Genomic DNA, 15,046 nt, shown 5'->3' with positions numbered 1-15,046 from the left:
CTGATCACGAAGATATTTTACGCCCGCATCAGAGGAATTTGCCTGCCGCCATGGATTCTGAACGCGGATATGCCCCTTCCGACGGAACGCGAGCCGGCTGCGACGCAGGGCAAGTAAAGCTTCACAGGCAGCCGTCCGACGGCTTCCCGCAAGCTGCCCAGGCGGTCCGTATCCCCCGTATTCACGCGGGCCGCCTGGGCTCCGCCGCCCTGATGGATGGGCCGGCTCAGCAAAGGATCATTCAGGTACCCACCCGACGGCATGACCGTGAGGGATCCGCTCCAGCTTCACTCGAACGAATGAACTGGCCGCATTTCCTCTGGTCAGCCGCACCGCGGTTCCTGGCGTGATCGCTTCGCTTGTCCCCCGAAGGACGCCAAGCCCACACTTGAGGAGGTGATCCCGCCATGACCGCTCTTGCGCACGAGAGGCCCGAGACCATGTCCGATATCAGGACTGAGCCCGTGTCCCCCGCCGAGAACGGCCCTGACCTCGACGACGTTCTGTGGCGGGCCTGGAAGGCAATGGAACTCCCCGAGGGCTACCGCGCCGAGATCATTGAGGGAGCCATCGAGGTGTCGCCCACGGTCCTCTGTCCCATGCGCAGATCGTCAATCGTCTGCGTCGGGGACTTGACAAGTTCCTTGAGGAGAGCGGGCACGCCTGCCATCAGGACACCAACGTCATCCACAAACGCAGGGGATGAATCCTGACGCCTTTGTCGCCCCGGAAGACCTGGAGCCGTACCCGGATGAGGACGGCCTGGGCGTGGAGGCCAAGGCCGTCCACCTCGTCGTCGAGGTGGTTTCCCCCGGCAAGCGCAACCAGGACCGTGACCGCGTCCGCAAGCGCCGCGAATACGCCCGCGCGGGCATCCCCGTGTACGTGATCATCGACGACTACGACGGCCAGGGCGCCGTCACTCTCTTCACGCAGCCCCGTCCCGACGAGGCGGACTGGGACGACATCCACCGCGTGCCCTACGGCACCGAGGCAACCATCCCCGAGGGCCCCGCCAAGGGCTTCGTGATCGGTGCGGAAATCACCGGCCCCAAGAGGGGCTGACGCCGGTCACCCGGCGCCGCACAATCCCCGTATGGCGATGAAGCGGCTCGCGACGGTGGCGGCGGCCGCCCTCCTGTTGGTGGCCTGTGGTGGGGGCGGGGATGACTTCGCTCGGGAGTCTCGGGAGTCTCAGAAGCCCTCGGACGTCCGCAAGGACGGGCATTTCCTCTTCACGCTGCTCTCGCTGCGGTGCGGGATCGCGGAGGTGACCGGGTCGCACAGTGGGGCGGCGCCGGACGGGCAGTTCTGTGCGGTGCGGCTGCGGGTGGACAACCCGGATCCGAACTTCCACACCTATGTGGCGGGAAAGCAGCGGCTGGAGGGCGTGAGCGGGCGGCGCGGGCAGCCCGACAGCTTCGCGATGGCCGTACGGCGCCAGCACGAGGAGGTGCAGATCGGCGGGCACGCGCTGATCGAGGTCGAGCTGTGGTACGACATCCCGCGCGACGCCGACGTCACCGGTCTGCGGGTGTTCGGGGACCGCGATCCGGCCGGCTTCATGAGCAGCGAGGTCGTCGACCACGCGCCGAACGGCGTGGTCCTCCCCATGAAGCCGGTGACCGAGCGGGACGGGTGACCCTACGACAGCTTCAGCGCCTGGCAGGCCGCCTTGTACTTGGCGGTGCAGATGTCGGACACCTTGTAGATGCCGTCGGCGATGACGGTGTCCTTGATGTTGCTCTTCGTCAGCGCGACCACCGTCACCAGCTGGGCCGGGATCTTCTTGTGGGTGGGGCTGTCGACCTTGTCGCGGGTGAGGGCGTCGAACTGGATGTCGCGGCCCTGGACCTTGGCGACGGCCATCTCTGCCGCCGCCTCGGCCTCCAGCGGATAGGACTTGTACACGCTCATGTACTGCTCGCCGGAGACGATCCGCTGCACGGCGGCGAGTTCGGCGTCCTGCCCGGTGATGGGCGGCAGCTCGTCCACGCCCGCGGCCTCCAGGGCCTTGATGATGCCGCCGGCCATGGCGTCGTTGGCGGAGTAGACACCCTTGATGTTGTCCGCGCCGATCTTGCCGATCGCCTCGGTCATCTCCTGCTCGGCGAGTTCCGGCTTCCAGCCGTCGGTGTCGTAGTTCGCCGCGATGGTGACCCGGCCGTTGAGCTCCGACAGCGCGCCCTGCTTGAACTGGCCGGCGTTCGGGTCGGTCGGCGAGCCGTTGATCATGACGATCTTGTCGGAGGCGTCGGGCGAGCCCATGCCCTCGATCAGGGTGCGGCCCTGCACCTCGCCGACGAGTTCGTTGTCGAAGGAGACGTACGCGTCGATCGGGCCCTCGGCGAGCCTGTCGTAGGCGATGACCGGGATGCCGGCGTCCTTGGCCTGCTGGACCGTGTCCGCGATGGCCTTGGAGTCGACCGCGTCGAGCAGGATGACGTCGACCTTGTCGGCGATCATCTTCTCCATCTGCTGGACCTGCTTGTCGTGGTCCGCCTCACCGTTGGCGTAGACCGTCTTGGCCTTGTTGTCGGTGAGCTCGGCCACCTTCGCCTTGATGATGGGGTAGTCGAACACCTCGTAGCGGGTGTTCGTCTTCTCCGGCATCAGCACGCCCACGCTGATGTCGTTGCCCTTGGTGGGGCCCGCGTCCACATCGTCCTGCGTCGCGCCCAGCATGCCGCAGCCGGCGAGCGAGAGTGTCATCGTGGAGGCGACCACGGCGAGGGCTATTCGACGCATTCAGGGGCTCACTTCAGGGGTGCGTTCGGACATGGGTACGAAAGGGCCGACCCAGTGTCTGAAAAGACAACGCGTCGGCACGTACCGGCGTCAAGCGAAACCGCTTAACGAGATGGCAACATCACACTTCTCGGCGGACGGACTCGTTGACCGTGCGGTTGCCGGACCAGCCGCCGGACTCCGACTCCCGGCTGGTCTGGTACTCACGCAGCTCGTACTCGCCGGCCGGTTCGCTGAGGTCGCCGAGGAAGCGGGTGTCGGAGACCCCGCCGCCGTAGACGCGGACGTTCGCCGCGGACCACAGCTTCTCCATGCCGCGTCCTGTCCTTGAAGGTGCCGGCCGCCGCCGAGGACGGCAGCGAGGACCGGCTGGCCACGATCCGCACCGCCGCGCGCTCCCTGCGCGACCGTCTGCCGGCCCAGCCGGGGGGCATCGCCCCAAGAGCGCCTGGGATACGAGCGCGCCGGAGCACGGATCCCCTGCCGTACGGACCACACGAGGACCGGATGACCGAACCCACCGCCCCCGCTCTCGACGACCAGGTGCACGTCTTCTCCGACACTCCGGGCCCCTCACCGAGCTACGGCCTGGTCCACCCGGACGGCACCACCGAGCAGCCGGAGTAGAAAACGGTGAGGGGCCCGGAGTCGAAAGTCGACACTCCGGGCCCCTCACCGAGCCGTCCGCTGTTCCTCGCTATTCCTTGGCCTTCTTCGGCCGCCACACCACCAGCGCGCTGGTCTGCTGCATCTCCTGGTACGGCACCAGGTCGCGGCGGTAGGAGGCGTGCACCGCCGCCTCACGCTGCTGCATGGCCGCCGCCGCGCCGTCCAGCGCCGCCTCCAGCTCCGCGACGCGGGACTGGAGGGCGGCGACCTGGTTCTCCAGTTCGATGATCCGCTTGATGCCGGCCAGGTTGATGCCCTCGTCCTGCGACAGCGCCTGCACCTGGCGGAGCAGCTCGATGTCGCGGGCGGAGTAGCGCCGGCCCCGGCCCGCGGTGCGGTCCGGGGAGACCAGGCCCAGGCGGTCGTACTGGCGCAGCGTCTGCGGGTGCAGTCCGGAGAGCTGGGCCGCCACCGAGATGACGTAGACCGGGGTCTCCTCGGTCAGTTCATACGGGTTACGTCGACGGCCGTCCATCTGCGTCATGCTCCCTTCGCGGCCTCGAACAGCTCAGCCCGCGGGTCCTCGCCCGCGGTCGCCTCGCGATACGCCTCCAGTGCGTCACGAGCCTTCCCCGACAGGTCCTTCGGAACACTCACCTCGACGGTGACCAGCAGGTCGCCGCGGGTGCCGTCCTTGCGGACCGCGCCCTTGCCGCGGGCGCGCATGGTGCGGCCGTTGGGCGTGCCGGGCGGCAGTTTCAGCGTCAGGGACGGGCCGCCCAGGGTGGGCACCCTGATGTCGCCGCCGAGGGCCGCCTCGGCGAACGTCACCGGCACCGTCACCGTGAGGTTGTCGCCCTTGCGGCCGAACACCGGGTGGGCGCCGACGTGCACGACGACGTAGAGGTCGCCGGCCGGTCCGCCGCGCTCACCGGGCGCTCCCTTGCCGCGCAGCCGGATGCGCTGCCCGTCCGTCACCCCGGCGGGGATGCGGACCTGCATGGTGCGCGACGACCTGGCGCGGCCGCTGCCCTTGCAGTCCGGGCAGGGGTTCTCCGCGATCAGCCCGCGCCCCTTGCAGTCGGGGCACGGGTCGGTCAGCGAGAAGCCGCCGCCGGAGCCCCGCGCGACCTGACCGGTGCCGACGCAGGTCGGGCACACGCGCGGTGTGCCGTTCTTGTCGCCGGTGCCGGAGCACGCCTTGCAGGGCGAGGGCGAGGACATGCGCAGCGGGACCGTGGCGCCCTCGATGGCTTCCGTGAAGCTCAGGGTGACCTCGGACTCGATGTCCTGGCCGCGCCTGGGCTGGGTACGGGTGCCCGCGGCGCCGCCGCGGTTGAACAGGCCCCCGAAGACGTCACCGAGTCCGCCGCCGAAGCCGCCCCCGCCGGCCCCGCCCTGGGCGCCGCCTCCGAAGAGGTCGCCCAGGTCGAAGTTGAAGTTGCCGCCGCCCGCGCCCGGCCCCGGGCGGAAGCCGCCGTTGCCGAAGAGGGCGCGTGCCTCGTCGTACTCCTTGCGCTTCTTGGGGTCGCCGAGGACGTCGTTCGCCTCGGAGATCTCCTTGAAGCGCTCCTCCGCTTTGGCGTTGCCCTTGTTGGCGTCCGGGTGGAACTCGCGGGCGAGCTTGCGGTACGCCTTCTTGATCTCGGCCTCGGTGGCGTCCTTGGGGACGCCGAGGACCTTGTAGTAGTCCTTCTCGATGAAGTCCTTGGTGCTCATCCTCGACGCCCCTCCTTCCCCTCGGTGTCCACGTCAGCGTTTACGTCAGCCCTCCTCAGGGCCGTTGTCCTTCTCGTCGCCGGCCTCGGCGGTGTCCTCGGCCTTGACGGTCTGCGCGCCCGGCTGCGGCTCGGCCACGGCCACCCGCGCGGGGCGGATGGTGCGCTCGCCGATCCGGTACCCGGGCTGCAGAATCGCCACGCACGTCGTCTCGGTGACGTCCGGCGCGTAGGAGTGCATCAGCGCCTCGTGGATCGTCGGGTCGAAGGGCTCGCCCTCCTTGCCGAACTGCTGCAGGCCCATCTTGGCGGCCACGGTCTCCAGCGACTCGGCGACGGACTTGAACCCGCCGACGAGTTCGCCGTGTTCGCGTGCCCGGCCGATGTCGTCGAGCACGGGCAGGAGCTCGGTCAGGAGGTTCGCGATGGCGATCTCCTTGACCGCGATCCGGTCGCGCTCGACCCGTCGGCGGTAGTTCTGGTACTCGGCCTGGAGGCGCTGGAGGTCCGCCGTGCGCTCGCCGAGCGCCGTACGCACCTGGTCCAGCTGGGCCACCAGGCCCGCGTCTGCTGCTGCTCCGTCCCCGGCCGGGGCCGCACCCTCGCCCTCCGGCGAGGTCGCGGCCTTCGACTCGGCGTCGTCGGGGGTCGCGCCGGAGGGGACGTCGGGCTTCTCCTCGAAGCCCGGGGTCTCCTCCGTCACGCGGCACCGTCCTTGCGCTCGTCGTCGACGATCTCGGCGTCGACGACATCGTCATCGGCCTTGGGGGCCTCGGCACCGGCGCCGCCCGCGGCCTGTGCGCCCTGGGCGTCGGCGTACATGGCCTGGCCGAGCTTCTGGGAGACGGCCGCGACCTTCTCGGTGGCGGTGCGGATCTCCGCGGTGTCGTCGCCCTTGAGCTTCTCCTTCAGCTCGGAGAGAGCGCCCTCGACCTCGGTCTTGATCTCGCCGGGGACCTTGTCCTCGTTGTCCTTGAGGAACTTCTCGGTCTGGTAGACCAGCTGCTCGCCCTGGTTGCGGGCCTCGGCGGCCTCGCGGCGCTTGTGGTCCTCCTCCGCGTAGCGCTCGGCCTCCTCACGCATGCGGTTGACCTCGTCCTGCGGCAGCGAGGAGCCGCCGGTGACGGTCATCTTCTGCTCCTTGCCCGTGCCCAGGTCCTTGGCGGTCACGTGCATGATGCCGTTGGCGTCGATGTCGAAGGAGACCTCGATCTGCGGGACACCGCGCGGGGCCGGCGGCAGACCGGTCAGCTCGAACATGCCGAGCTTCTTGTTGTACGCCGCGATCTCGCGCTCGCCCTGGTAGACCTGGATCTGCACGGACGGCTGGTTGTCCTCGGCCGTGGTGAAGATCTCGGAGCGCTTGGTCGGGATCGTGGTGTTGCGCTCGATCAGCTTGGTCATGATGCCGCCCTTGGTCTCGATACCGAGGGACAGCGGGGTGACGTCGAGGAGCAGGACGTCCTTGACCTCGCCCTTGAGGACACCGGCCTGGAGCGAGGCGCCGATGGCGACGACCTCGTCCGGGTTCACACCCTTGTTGGCCTCCTTGCCGCCGGTGAGCTCACGCACGAGCTCGGCGACGGCGGGCATACGGGTGGAGCCGCCGACGAGGACGACGTGGTCGATCTCGTTGATGGAGACGCCGGCGTCCTTCATGACGTTGAAGAACGGGGTCTTGCAGCGCTCCAGGAGGTCGGCGGTCAGCTGCTGGAACTGGGCGCGGGTGAGCTTCTCGTCCAGGTGCAGCGGGCCCTCGGCGGACGCCGTGATGTAGGGCAGGTTGATCGAGGTCTCGGTGGACGAGGACAGCTCGATCTTCGCCTTCTCGGCGGCCTCACGCAGGCGCTGCAGCGCCATCTTGTCCTTGCTGAGGTCCACGCCGTGGCCGGACTGGAACTGCTTGACCAGGTAGTCGACGACGCGCTGGTCCCAGTCGTCACCGCCGAGGTGGTTGTCGCCGTTGGTGGCCTTCACCTCGACGACGCCGTCGCCGATCTCCAGCAGGGACACGTCGAAGGTGCCGCCACCGAGGTCGAAGACGAGGATCGTCTGGTCGTCCTTGTCCAGGCCGTAGGCGAGGGCGGCGGCGGTCGGCTCGTTGACGATGCGCAGGACGTTCAGACCGGCGATCTCGCCGGCCTCCTTGGTGGCCTGGCGCTCGGAGTCGTTGAAGTAGGCCGGGACGGTGATGACCGCGTCGGTCACCTTCTCGCCCAGGTACGCCTCGGCGTCCCGCTTCAGCTTCTGCAGGATGAACGCGGAGATCTGCTGCGGGTTGAAGGGCTTCCCGTCGAGCTCGATCTTCCAGTCGGTGCCCATGTGGCGCTTCACCGAGCGGATGGTCCGGTCCACGTTGGTGACCGCCTGGCGCTTGGCCACCTCACCAACGAGCACCTCGCCGTTCTTGGCGAAGGCGACGACGGACGGCGTGGTCCTGGCGCCCTCGGCGTTGGTGATGACGGTGGGCTCGCCGCCCTCCAGAACGCTGACGACGGAGTTAGTCGTGCCCAGGTCGATGCCGACCGCACGTGCCATGGTTGATTCCTCCAGCTGACTTGAGTGGAACGGACTCAAGTGTGCATGAGGCGCCGCGCCCCGGTCAACAGACCTGAGTCTGTGACGCTCAACTCTTATCCGTTCCTTACACGCAACTGGGCGCTGACCTGCGAAGACGGAGACTGACGGGGCGGCCGCACCCCGGACAGAGGTTGACGCCGGGCGACCTGGACCGGCACCCGCAGCATCCCGAGCACCACCAGCGCGGCCCCACCGGCCACCCACAGCGTGGACCACGGACCCAGCCATCCGGCGTGCACCAGCACACCCACCAGCACCCCGGCGAAGGCGGCGATCCCGAGCAGCACGGTCACCCCCTGCGGGGTGACGCCGAGCCGCCGCAGCCGATGGCCGACATGGTCCGGGGCGCCCCTCAGCAGCGGCCGCCCGGCGGCCCGCCGCGCCACCACCACGACCACGGCGTCCACGACGGCCACCGCGGTGAGCGCGAACAGCACCCCCGCGCCGGCCACCGGATCGTGTCCCACGCGCGCGTGCACGCCCGCCGCGGCCACCAGGAATCCGGCGAACAGCGCCCCGCAGGCACCCAGGGCGGCCCTGGCCGGCGGCCAGTTGTGCATCAGGAACCCGGTCAGCGCGGCCGCGAGCACGCTCAGCAGCACCGCGAGCCCGTCCAGCACCTCCGCCGCGGCGACGGCGGCCGCCGCGAAGGCGGTCACGACCCCGACGGTGCCGGCCACCCCGTCCGCGTGGTCGAGCGACCGGAAGGCGAGGGCCACCACGGTCACCCAGCCCACGGCCAGGATCCCGCCGGCCACGCCGACATCGCCGTACGGCATGACACAGGCCGCCGCCACCGCCGTACCGACGACGAGGAAGCGTGTCCGCAGCCGCCACACGTCGGCGACCAGCCCCAGCCCGGCCACCACGGCCGCCGCCGTCAGCAGCGCGCCCGTCCCGTCCCCGAGCGGCGCGCACCCGACGCGGTCCCCGACGACGGCGACACCGCACGTGGCGGCCACCACGGCCACACCCCCGGCCAGCGGCACCCGCCGCTGGCGCTGCCGCCGGTCGACGAGCCCCAGCCGCAGGGCGGGAGCGCGCAGCAGCGCGGTGAGGGCGGCGGCCAGGAGGAGGGCGGCGGTGGCGGCGGCGATTCCGTAGAGCACGGATACACGTTAGGGGCAAATCTGGCAATTCGGTATGAATAACACGATCGGATCGTGTGGCGGCTCCCGCCCCACCCCCTGCGGCACGCCGGAAGCGGGGTCGGCTGTCAGTGGCCTGTGGGAGTCTGGGCCGGCAGAGGGAGGACCGGGGTGGGGGGAGGCTCGGTGGGCACCACACTGCAGAACTGGCTCTTTGCGATGGGCGGGGTACTGATCGCCTCGCTCGCGGCCGCCGCCAAGGACTGGCTCGGCGCCAAGCTCAAACTGCTGCTCGACTCCCTCTACGGCCGGTTCGCCGGCAGCCGCCTGCTGCGCCGCGCCGCCCTGAAGAAGTACACCCGCGAGCTGTACCGCCGGCACCGCGAGTTCCCCGTCTCCTTCCAGGTCGCCGAGGCGCTGCGGCTGCCGATGGAGTCCGTGTACGTCCCCCCTGCGCGCCGCCGGCGCGGACCGCGCTCCCACCCGCCTGGACGCGGCCCTGCGCCTGACGGACCGGCCGCACACCGTCGCAGCGCTGGTCCAGACAGCTGTCGGCTGGGGCGTCCTCCTGCGGCGCGGCGACTTCAGCAATCGCCTGGTACTCAAGAACGCCCTCGCCCTGACCACCATGGCCGCCCTGTCCCCCCGCGGTCCTCTTCTACTCCTACGTCGGCCCCATGGACCGCTGGGGCGTACGTGGTCGGCGTGGCACGGGCGCTGTATGTATGGGGCATCCTGGTGGAGAAGCGCATGCGCGCGCTGACCCACCCGGTCCGCACCCTGGTCCTCGACGCCCTGCGCCGATCGCCCCGCTCAGGCATGCCTCAGCGACGCAGATCACCGCACGGCTGACTACAGTGCGGCGGAGGATGCGGGTAGTCTCAGAGGACTGCATAAGTTACCGCTTAGTAATCTCCCCGAAGAACCCTCGCAGGCCCGAGGAGCCCCGAAATGCAACTCGCCGCGATCATCGTGTCGATGGTCCTCATGGCAGTCGGCGTCGCCCTGTTCGGCCGAGCCATCACGCAGATCTTCCGCTTCGTGATGCTCGGCCAGCCCCTCCCGGCCGGTGCCCGGACCAACGACCCCGTCCTGCGGACCATCACCGTGGCCAAGGAGTTCCTCGGCCACACACGGATGAACCGCTGGGGCATCGTCGGCATCGCGCACTGGTTCGTGGCGATCGGCTTCTACACGCTGCTGCTGACCATCGTGAACGCCATCGGCCAGCTCTTCGTGGCCGACTGGGTGCTGCCGATCATCGGCGACTGGGCGCCGTACAACGTCTTCGTCGAGTTCATCGGCACCATGACGGTGCTCGGCATCCTCACGCTGATCGTCATCCGGCAGCTGTCCCGGCCGGACCGGCCCGGGCGCAAGTCCCGCTTCGCGGGCTCCAACACCGGCCAGGCGTACTTCGTCGAGGCGGTCATCCTCGTCGTCGGCACCTGCATCTTCATGCTGCACGCCCTGGAGGGCGCCCAGCACCACGTCGACGGCTACGAGGCGTCGTTCTTCATCTCGTACCCGGTCGTGACGTGGCTGGAGGGCATGGACCTCGCCACGCTGCAGAACCTCACCTACTTCTTCGCCGCCCTGAAGATCGCGGCCTCCTTCATCTGGATGATCACGGTCTCCCTGAAGACCGACATGGGTGTGGCCTGGCACCGCTTCCTCGGCTTCCCGAACATCTGGTTCAAGCGCAACGCGGACGGCTCCACCTCGCTGGGCGCGCTGCTGCCGATGACGAGCGGCGGCAAGCCGATCGACTTCACCGACCCGGGCGACGACGACGTCTTCGGCGTCTCGCAGGTCGAGCAGTTCTCCTGGAAGGGCCTGCTGGACTTCTCCACCTGCACCGAGTGCGGCCGCTGCCAGTCGCAGTGCCCCGCCTGGAACACCGGCAAGCCGCTCTCCCCGAAGCTGCTGATCATGTCCCTGCGGGACCACGCGCACGCCAAGGCGCCGTACCTGCTGGCCGGCGGCGGCAAGACCATGGAGGGCGAGGAGAAGGCGTCCGAGGAGCAGCTGGCGGGCGTGCCCGCGGCGGCCCTGGCGGAGGCCGAGCGCCCGCTGATCGGCACGGCCGAGGAAAACGGCGTCATCGACCCGGACGTCCTGTGGTCCTGCACCACCTGCGGCGCCTGCGTCGAGCAGTGCCCGGTCGACATCGAGCACATCGACCACATCGTCGACATGCGCCGCTACCAGGTCATGATCGAGAGCGCCTTCCCCTCCGAGGCGGGCACGATGCTCAAGAACCTGGAGAAGAAGGGCAACCCCTGGGGCCTGGCGAAGAAGCAGCGCCTGGAGTGGACCAAGGAGGTCGACTTCGAGGTCCCGGTCGTCGGCAAGGACATCGAGGACCTGTCCGAGGTCGAGTACCTGTACTGGGTCGGCTGCGCCGGCGCCCTGGAGGACCGCGCCAAGAAGACCACGAAGGCGTTCGCCGAGCTGCTCCACATCGCGGGCGTGAAGTTCGCGATCATGGGCGGCGACGAGAAGTGCACCGGTGACTCCGCCCGCCGCCTCGGCAACGAGCCCCTGTTCCAGGAGCTCGGCATGGAGAACGTGGCCGCGCTGAACATGGCGTTCGGCGAGGACGACGACGATCCCCAGACGAAGAAGCCGAAGGCGGCGAAGAAGATCGTCGCCACCTGCCCGCACTGCCTCAACACCCTGGGCAACGAGTACCCGCAGCTCGGCGGCGACTACGAGGTCATCCACCACACCCAGCTGCTCCAGCACCTGGTGGACGAGGGCAAGCTCATCCCGGTGACGCCGGTCGAGGGCATCATCACGTACCACGACCCGTGCTACCTGGGCCGCCACAACAAGATCTACACGCCCCCGCGCGAGATCATCGGCAAGGTCCCGGGCCTGCGCAACGAGGAGATGCACCGCCACAAGGAGCGGGGCTTCTGCTGCGGCGCCGGCGGTGCCCGCATGTGGATGGAAGAGCGCATCGGCAAGCGCATCAACAACGAGCGTGTCGACGAGGCCCTGTCCCTCAACCCCGACATCGTCTCCACGGCCTGCCCGTTCTGCCTCGTGATGCTGACCGACTCGGTCAACGGCAAGAAGAACGACGGCAAGGCGAAGGAGTCCATCCAGGTCGTGGACGTCGCCCAGCTGCTGCTGGAGTCGGTGAAGACGCCGGTCGACCCCGAGGACCCGGAGGACCCGGCGGAATCGGAGAGCGCGCCGGAGCCCGAGCCGGTGAAGTAGCACACCGCACCACCGAGGACGCCCCCCGCGCCGGTTCGGCACGGGGGGCGTCGCTGTCTGCCGGATGTGCGCCGGGCAGGAACGCGCTTCGCGTGCCGGCCACCAACGGGTTCTGGAGGCGGAGTTGAAGAGCGACGAGAACCCGGAAGCAACCCCTTAGGGGGTTCCCACGGGAATGCCGTAAGGGATGTCACAGCTCGGCAGCAAAGCCCCGTCCGGAGGCGGGGACCCCGCACGTCACTCCCCAGGACCAGGTACGTTCGATGACGTGGCTGGATTCAGGATCGGACGCGGCGGCCGGGACGACCGCGCCCCGCAAGCGCGAGCGCAACACCCTCCGTACGGGCAGCAGGCGCCCCAGGCTCCGTCGACCCCGTCGTACGGCTACCCGCCGGCGCCGCAGCCCCCCTACCCCCAGTACCAGGGTGGCCAGCAGCCGCCGTACGGCGGGAGTTACGGCGGTAACGCGAGCTACGGCGGCCAGGGCCGCCCCGGCAGCGACGAGCCGGAGTACTTCGGCGGCGACGCGTACCCGCCGCACGCGCCCAACGCCCCGCACGACCCGTACGCGGCCAACAACCCGGGCCACACGCAGGCGTTCTCGATCGACGACCACGCGCCCTACACGCAGGGCGGCGGCACGCAGAACTACCCGCAGGGTGAGCCGTACTACTCGGACCCGGCGGCCCCCGCCGCCCCGATCGGCCCGCGCCTGCGCTGGAAGGAACTGCTGCGGGGCATCGTCCTCTCCCCCGCCCGGACATTCCTCCAGATGCGCGACTACACGATGTGGGGCCCGGCCCTCGTCGTGACGTTCCTCTACGGCCTGCTGGCCGTCTTCGGCTTCGACGGTGCCCGTGAGGAAGCGCTCGACGCGAACCTGTCGAGCCTGGTCCCGATCGTCCTGATGACGGCCGTGGCGATGGTCGTGAGCTCCTTGGTCCTGGGCGTGGTCACCCACACCCTGGCCCGCCAGCTCGGCGGCAACGGCGCCTGGCAGCCCACGGTCGGCCTGTCCATGCTGATCATGTCCGTCACGGACGCGCCCCGCCTGCTCTTCGCGATGTTCTTCGGCGGCGACGCGACCTTCGTCCAGGGCCTGGGCTGGGTCACCTGGGCGGCCGCGGGCGCCCTGCTGACGATGATGGTGAGCCGCTCCCACGACCTGCCCTGGCCGAAGGCGCTCGGGGCGTCGGCGATCCAGCTGATCGCGCTGGTGTCGATCGTGAAGCTGGGCACGTTCTAGCTTTTCGGCCGGTACGACGACCAGGAAGGGCTCCCGGTTCTCTCCGGGAGCCCTTCTCGTGCGTGAGTCCGCAAGTCCGGTCAGGCGGTCAGGCGTCGAGAACCTGCCCCGCCCGCTTCACGACAGGCGGCTCCACGCTCCACGGGAAGTTGATCCACTCGTCGGTCCGCTTCCACACGTACTCGCACTTCACGAGGGAGTGGGACTTCTCGTAGATCACGGCGCTGCGCACCTCGGCGACGGTGTCGAGGCAGAAGTCACGGACGAGCTTGAGCGTCTTGCCGGTGTCCGCGACATCGTCCGTGATGAGAACCTTCTTGTCGGAGAAGTCGATGACATTGGGGACGGGCGCGAGCATGACGGGCATCTCAAGGGTGGTGCCGACACCCGTGTAGAACTCGACGTTCACCAGATGAATGTTCTTGCAGTCGAGGGCGTAGGCGAGCCCACCGGCGACGAAGACGCCGCCGCGCGCGATGCTGAGCACGATGTCGGGCTCGTACCCGTCGTCCGCGATGACCTGGGCCAGCTCACGGACGGCGGCTCCGAACCGCTCGTAGGTCAGGTTCTCACGGACGTCACTCATGTTCGTGTGGCCTCACACCTGCGTCCGATGGAAATTACGGAAGGACCGGGAGGCGGTGGGCCCGCGCTGCCCCTGGTAACGGGAGCCGTAGCGCTCACTGCCGTACGGGTACTCGGCCGGCGAGCTGAGCCGGAACATGCACAGCTGCCCGATCTTCATGCCCGGCCAGAGCTTGATGGGAAGGGTGGCGAGGTTGGACAGTTCAAGGGTGACGTGCCCGCTGAACCCGGGATCGATGAACCCGGCGGTGGAGTGCGTCACCAGCCCGAGCCGCCCCAGCGAACTCTTTCCCTCCAGCCTCGACGCGAGATCGTCAGGCAGTGAGATGACCTCGTACGTACTGGCGAGGACGAACTCCCCGGGGTGCAGGATGAACGGCTCATCGCCCTCGGGCTCCACCAGCCGGGTCAGGTCCGCCTGCTCGATGGAGGGGTCGATGTGCGGGTACCGGTGATTCTCGAACACCCGGAAGAACCGGTCGAGGCGCACGTCGATACTGCTGGGCTGCACCATGGATTCGTCGTAGGGATCGATCCGTACCCGCCCGGCGTCGATCTCGGCCCGGATGTCCTTGTCTGAGAGAAGCACGCCCTGAGGATACGCAAGGCGCGCGGACTCGCCCCAATCGGACGACCCACGCGCGCCTGTATCGCTACTGCCCGTATTCCTACCGCTTCTGCAGAGTCACCGGCACGGCGCTGCGCAGCCGGGCACACCGAGGACACCGGACGAGCCGTCCGGGACCGAGTCGCTCGGCCTGCTGCATCGGGAACGAAGCGGTGCTGAACACGTGCCCATCGGCACAGCGGACGACGGTGCGTTCCATCAAGTCCTAGAGTCCCTTCCCCAAGAGCCGCGTCACGTCTGGCTGGGATGCCGTGACGACGAACGCCACATTACGGGATGAAAGGGACGCCCCTCCAGGCGGCACTCCGACCCCGCGGGACCCTCTCCAACCCCACCACCGTACGCCCCAACTCCCGCCCCCCGCAGCCGGATCCCACCCTCGAAACGCCCCTGAAACGCACTCAGACCCCACGGCATCAGCGCCGGGGGTCTGCGATGAGGTACAGTGACCAAGCAGTCGGACACCGACTCCGGTCGGCGTCTTGCGCGGGTGTAGTTTAATGGTAGAACATCAGCTTCCCAAGCTGAGAGCGCGAGTTCGATTCTCGTCACCCGCTCCATGATGAAACCCCAGGTCAGCGGCCTGGGGTTTGTTTATTGTCTAGTCCAATTTGAG

At 68.9% G+C, this 15,046-nt stretch carries 16 protein-coding genes and 1 tRNA gene; 8 read left to right on the top strand and 9 right to left on the bottom strand.

The genetic code is table 11. From position 1 onward, the window contains the following. Positions 1-407 precede the first annotated feature (407 nt). The 3 genes from ACH5AC_RS07545 to ACH5AC_RS07535 are packed head-to-tail and all read left to right on the top strand — an operon-like array spanning position 408 to position 1,642. On the top strand, positions 408-713 hold the full coding sequence (locus ACH5AC_RS07545) for a hypothetical protein (RefSeq protein ID WP_398860744.1): 306 nt from the start codon (positions 408-410) through the stop codon (positions 711-713). After that, complete coding sequence (locus ACH5AC_RS07540) at positions 703-1,065, top strand: Uma2 family endonuclease (protein ID WP_398860743.1); 363 nt, start codon at positions 703-705, stop codon at positions 1,063-1,065. The genes ACH5AC_RS07545 and ACH5AC_RS07540 overlap by 11 nt, the downstream gene beginning before the upstream one ends. 31 nt (positions 1,066-1,096) lie before the next feature. Then, complete coding sequence (locus tag ACH5AC_RS07535) at positions 1,097-1,642, top strand: hypothetical protein (protein ID WP_398860742.1); 546 nt, start codon at positions 1,097-1,099, stop codon at positions 1,640-1,642. 2 nt (positions 1,643-1,644) lie between these two features. Here the strand turns inward: ACH5AC_RS07535 and ACH5AC_RS07530 are convergent, their stop codons facing one another. Then, positions 1,645-2,748 (bottom strand): sugar ABC transporter substrate-binding protein, encoded by a 1,104-nt coding sequence (locus tag ACH5AC_RS07530; protein ID WP_398860741.1) that lies wholly within the window; start codon positions 2,746-2,748, stop codon positions 1,645-1,647. 121 nt (positions 2,749-2,869) lie between these two features. Then, positions 2,870-3,061: a TraM recognition domain-containing protein gene (locus tag ACH5AC_RS07525; protein ID WP_398860740.1), complete on the bottom strand. Its 192-nt coding sequence runs from the start codon at positions 3,059-3,061 to the stop codon at positions 2,870-2,872. A 14-nt stretch (positions 3,062-3,075) separates the two neighbouring features. Between ACH5AC_RS07525 and ACH5AC_RS07520 the strand changes: the two genes are divergently transcribed. After that, entirely contained in the window at positions 3,076-3,375 is a 300-nt protein-coding gene (locus ACH5AC_RS07520; RefSeq protein WP_398860739.1) for a hypothetical protein, read from the top strand. A gap of 70 nt (positions 3,376-3,445) precedes the next feature. Here the strand turns inward: ACH5AC_RS07520 and ACH5AC_RS07515 are convergent, their stop codons facing one another. The 5 genes from ACH5AC_RS07515 to ACH5AC_RS07495 all read right to left on the bottom strand — a co-directional run bounded on the left by ACH5AC_RS07515 (position 3,446) and on the right by ACH5AC_RS07495 (position 8,764). Further along, positions 3,446-3,892 carry a heat shock protein transcriptional repressor HspR gene (locus ACH5AC_RS07515; RefSeq protein ID WP_398860923.1) on the bottom strand — a complete coding sequence of 149 codons (447 nt, stop codon included), beginning with the start codon at positions 3,890-3,892 and terminating at the stop codon, positions 3,446-3,448. 5 nt (positions 3,893-3,897) lie between these two features. Then, the gene (dnaJ, locus tag ACH5AC_RS07510; protein WP_398860738.1) at positions 3,898-5,076 is read right to left on the bottom strand and encodes a molecular chaperone DnaJ; all 1,179 of its coding nucleotides are present in this window, start codon (positions 5,074-5,076) and stop codon (positions 3,898-3,900) included. Positions 5,077-5,121: 45 nt separating this feature from the next. After that, entirely contained in the window at positions 5,122-5,778 is a 657-nt protein-coding gene (grpE, locus tag ACH5AC_RS07505; RefSeq protein WP_398860737.1) for a nucleotide exchange factor GrpE, read from the bottom strand. Next, positions 5,775-7,613, bottom strand: coding sequence for a molecular chaperone DnaK (dnaK, locus tag ACH5AC_RS07500; RefSeq protein ID WP_398860736.1), 1,839 nt, complete (start codon positions 7,611-7,613; stop codon positions 5,775-5,777). Before dnaK ends, grpE begins: the two co-directional genes overlap by 4 nt. A gap of 95 nt (positions 7,614-7,708) precedes the next feature. Beyond that, entirely contained in the window at positions 7,709-8,764 is a 1,056-nt protein-coding gene (locus ACH5AC_RS07495; protein WP_398860735.1) for an undecaprenyl/decaprenyl-phosphate alpha-N-acetylglucosaminyl 1-phosphate transferase, read from the bottom strand. Between the two features lie 165 nt (positions 8,765-8,929). Here ACH5AC_RS07495 and ACH5AC_RS07490 point away from each other — a divergent pair, with 165 nt between their 5' ends. The 3 genes from ACH5AC_RS07490 (at position 8,930) to ACH5AC_RS07480 (ending at position 13,217) form a co-directional block, all read left to right on the top strand. After that, complete coding sequence (locus ACH5AC_RS07490; RefSeq protein ID WP_398860734.1) at positions 8,930-9,595, top strand: hypothetical protein; 666 nt, start codon at positions 8,930-8,932, stop codon at positions 9,593-9,595. A 99-nt stretch (positions 9,596-9,694) separates the two neighbouring features. Beyond that, positions 9,695-11,971: a (Fe-S)-binding protein gene (locus tag ACH5AC_RS07485; RefSeq protein ID WP_398860733.1), complete on the top strand. Its 2,277-nt coding sequence runs from the start codon at positions 9,695-9,697 to the stop codon at positions 11,969-11,971. Positions 11,972-12,158: 187 nt separating this feature from the next. Then, the gene (locus ACH5AC_RS07480) at positions 12,159-13,217 is read left to right on the top strand and encodes a Yip1 family protein (RefSeq protein WP_398860732.1); all 1,059 of its coding nucleotides are present in this window, start codon (positions 12,159-12,161) and stop codon (positions 13,215-13,217) included. A gap of 88 nt (positions 13,218-13,305) precedes the next feature. On the opposite strand, the gene ACH5AC_RS07475 is transcribed toward ACH5AC_RS07480, so the two are convergent. Further along, positions 13,306-13,803, bottom strand: a complete 498-nt coding sequence (locus tag ACH5AC_RS07475; protein ID WP_398860731.1) for a phosphoribosyltransferase — start codon at positions 13,801-13,803, stop codon at positions 13,306-13,308. Between the two features lie 12 nt (positions 13,804-13,815). Then, entirely contained in the window at positions 13,816-14,391 is a 576-nt protein-coding gene (gene dcd, locus ACH5AC_RS07470; RefSeq protein ID WP_398860730.1) for a dCTP deaminase, read from the bottom strand. Positions 14,392-14,916: 525 nt separating this feature from the next. On the opposite strand from dcd, the gene ACH5AC_RS07465 reads away from it, so the two are divergent. Then, positions 14,917-14,990, top strand: a tRNA-Gly gene (locus ACH5AC_RS07465). Positions 14,991-15,046 lie beyond the last annotated feature (56 nt).

Origin of the sequence: Streptomyces sp. NPDC018693, from assembly GCF_044391385.1 — a bacterium.
GTDB lineage: Bacteria > Actinomycetota > Actinomycetes > Streptomycetales > Streptomycetaceae > Streptomyces.
Note: the sequence above shows the minus strand (reverse complement) of the source record. Positions and strands in the feature narration are given on the sequence as shown.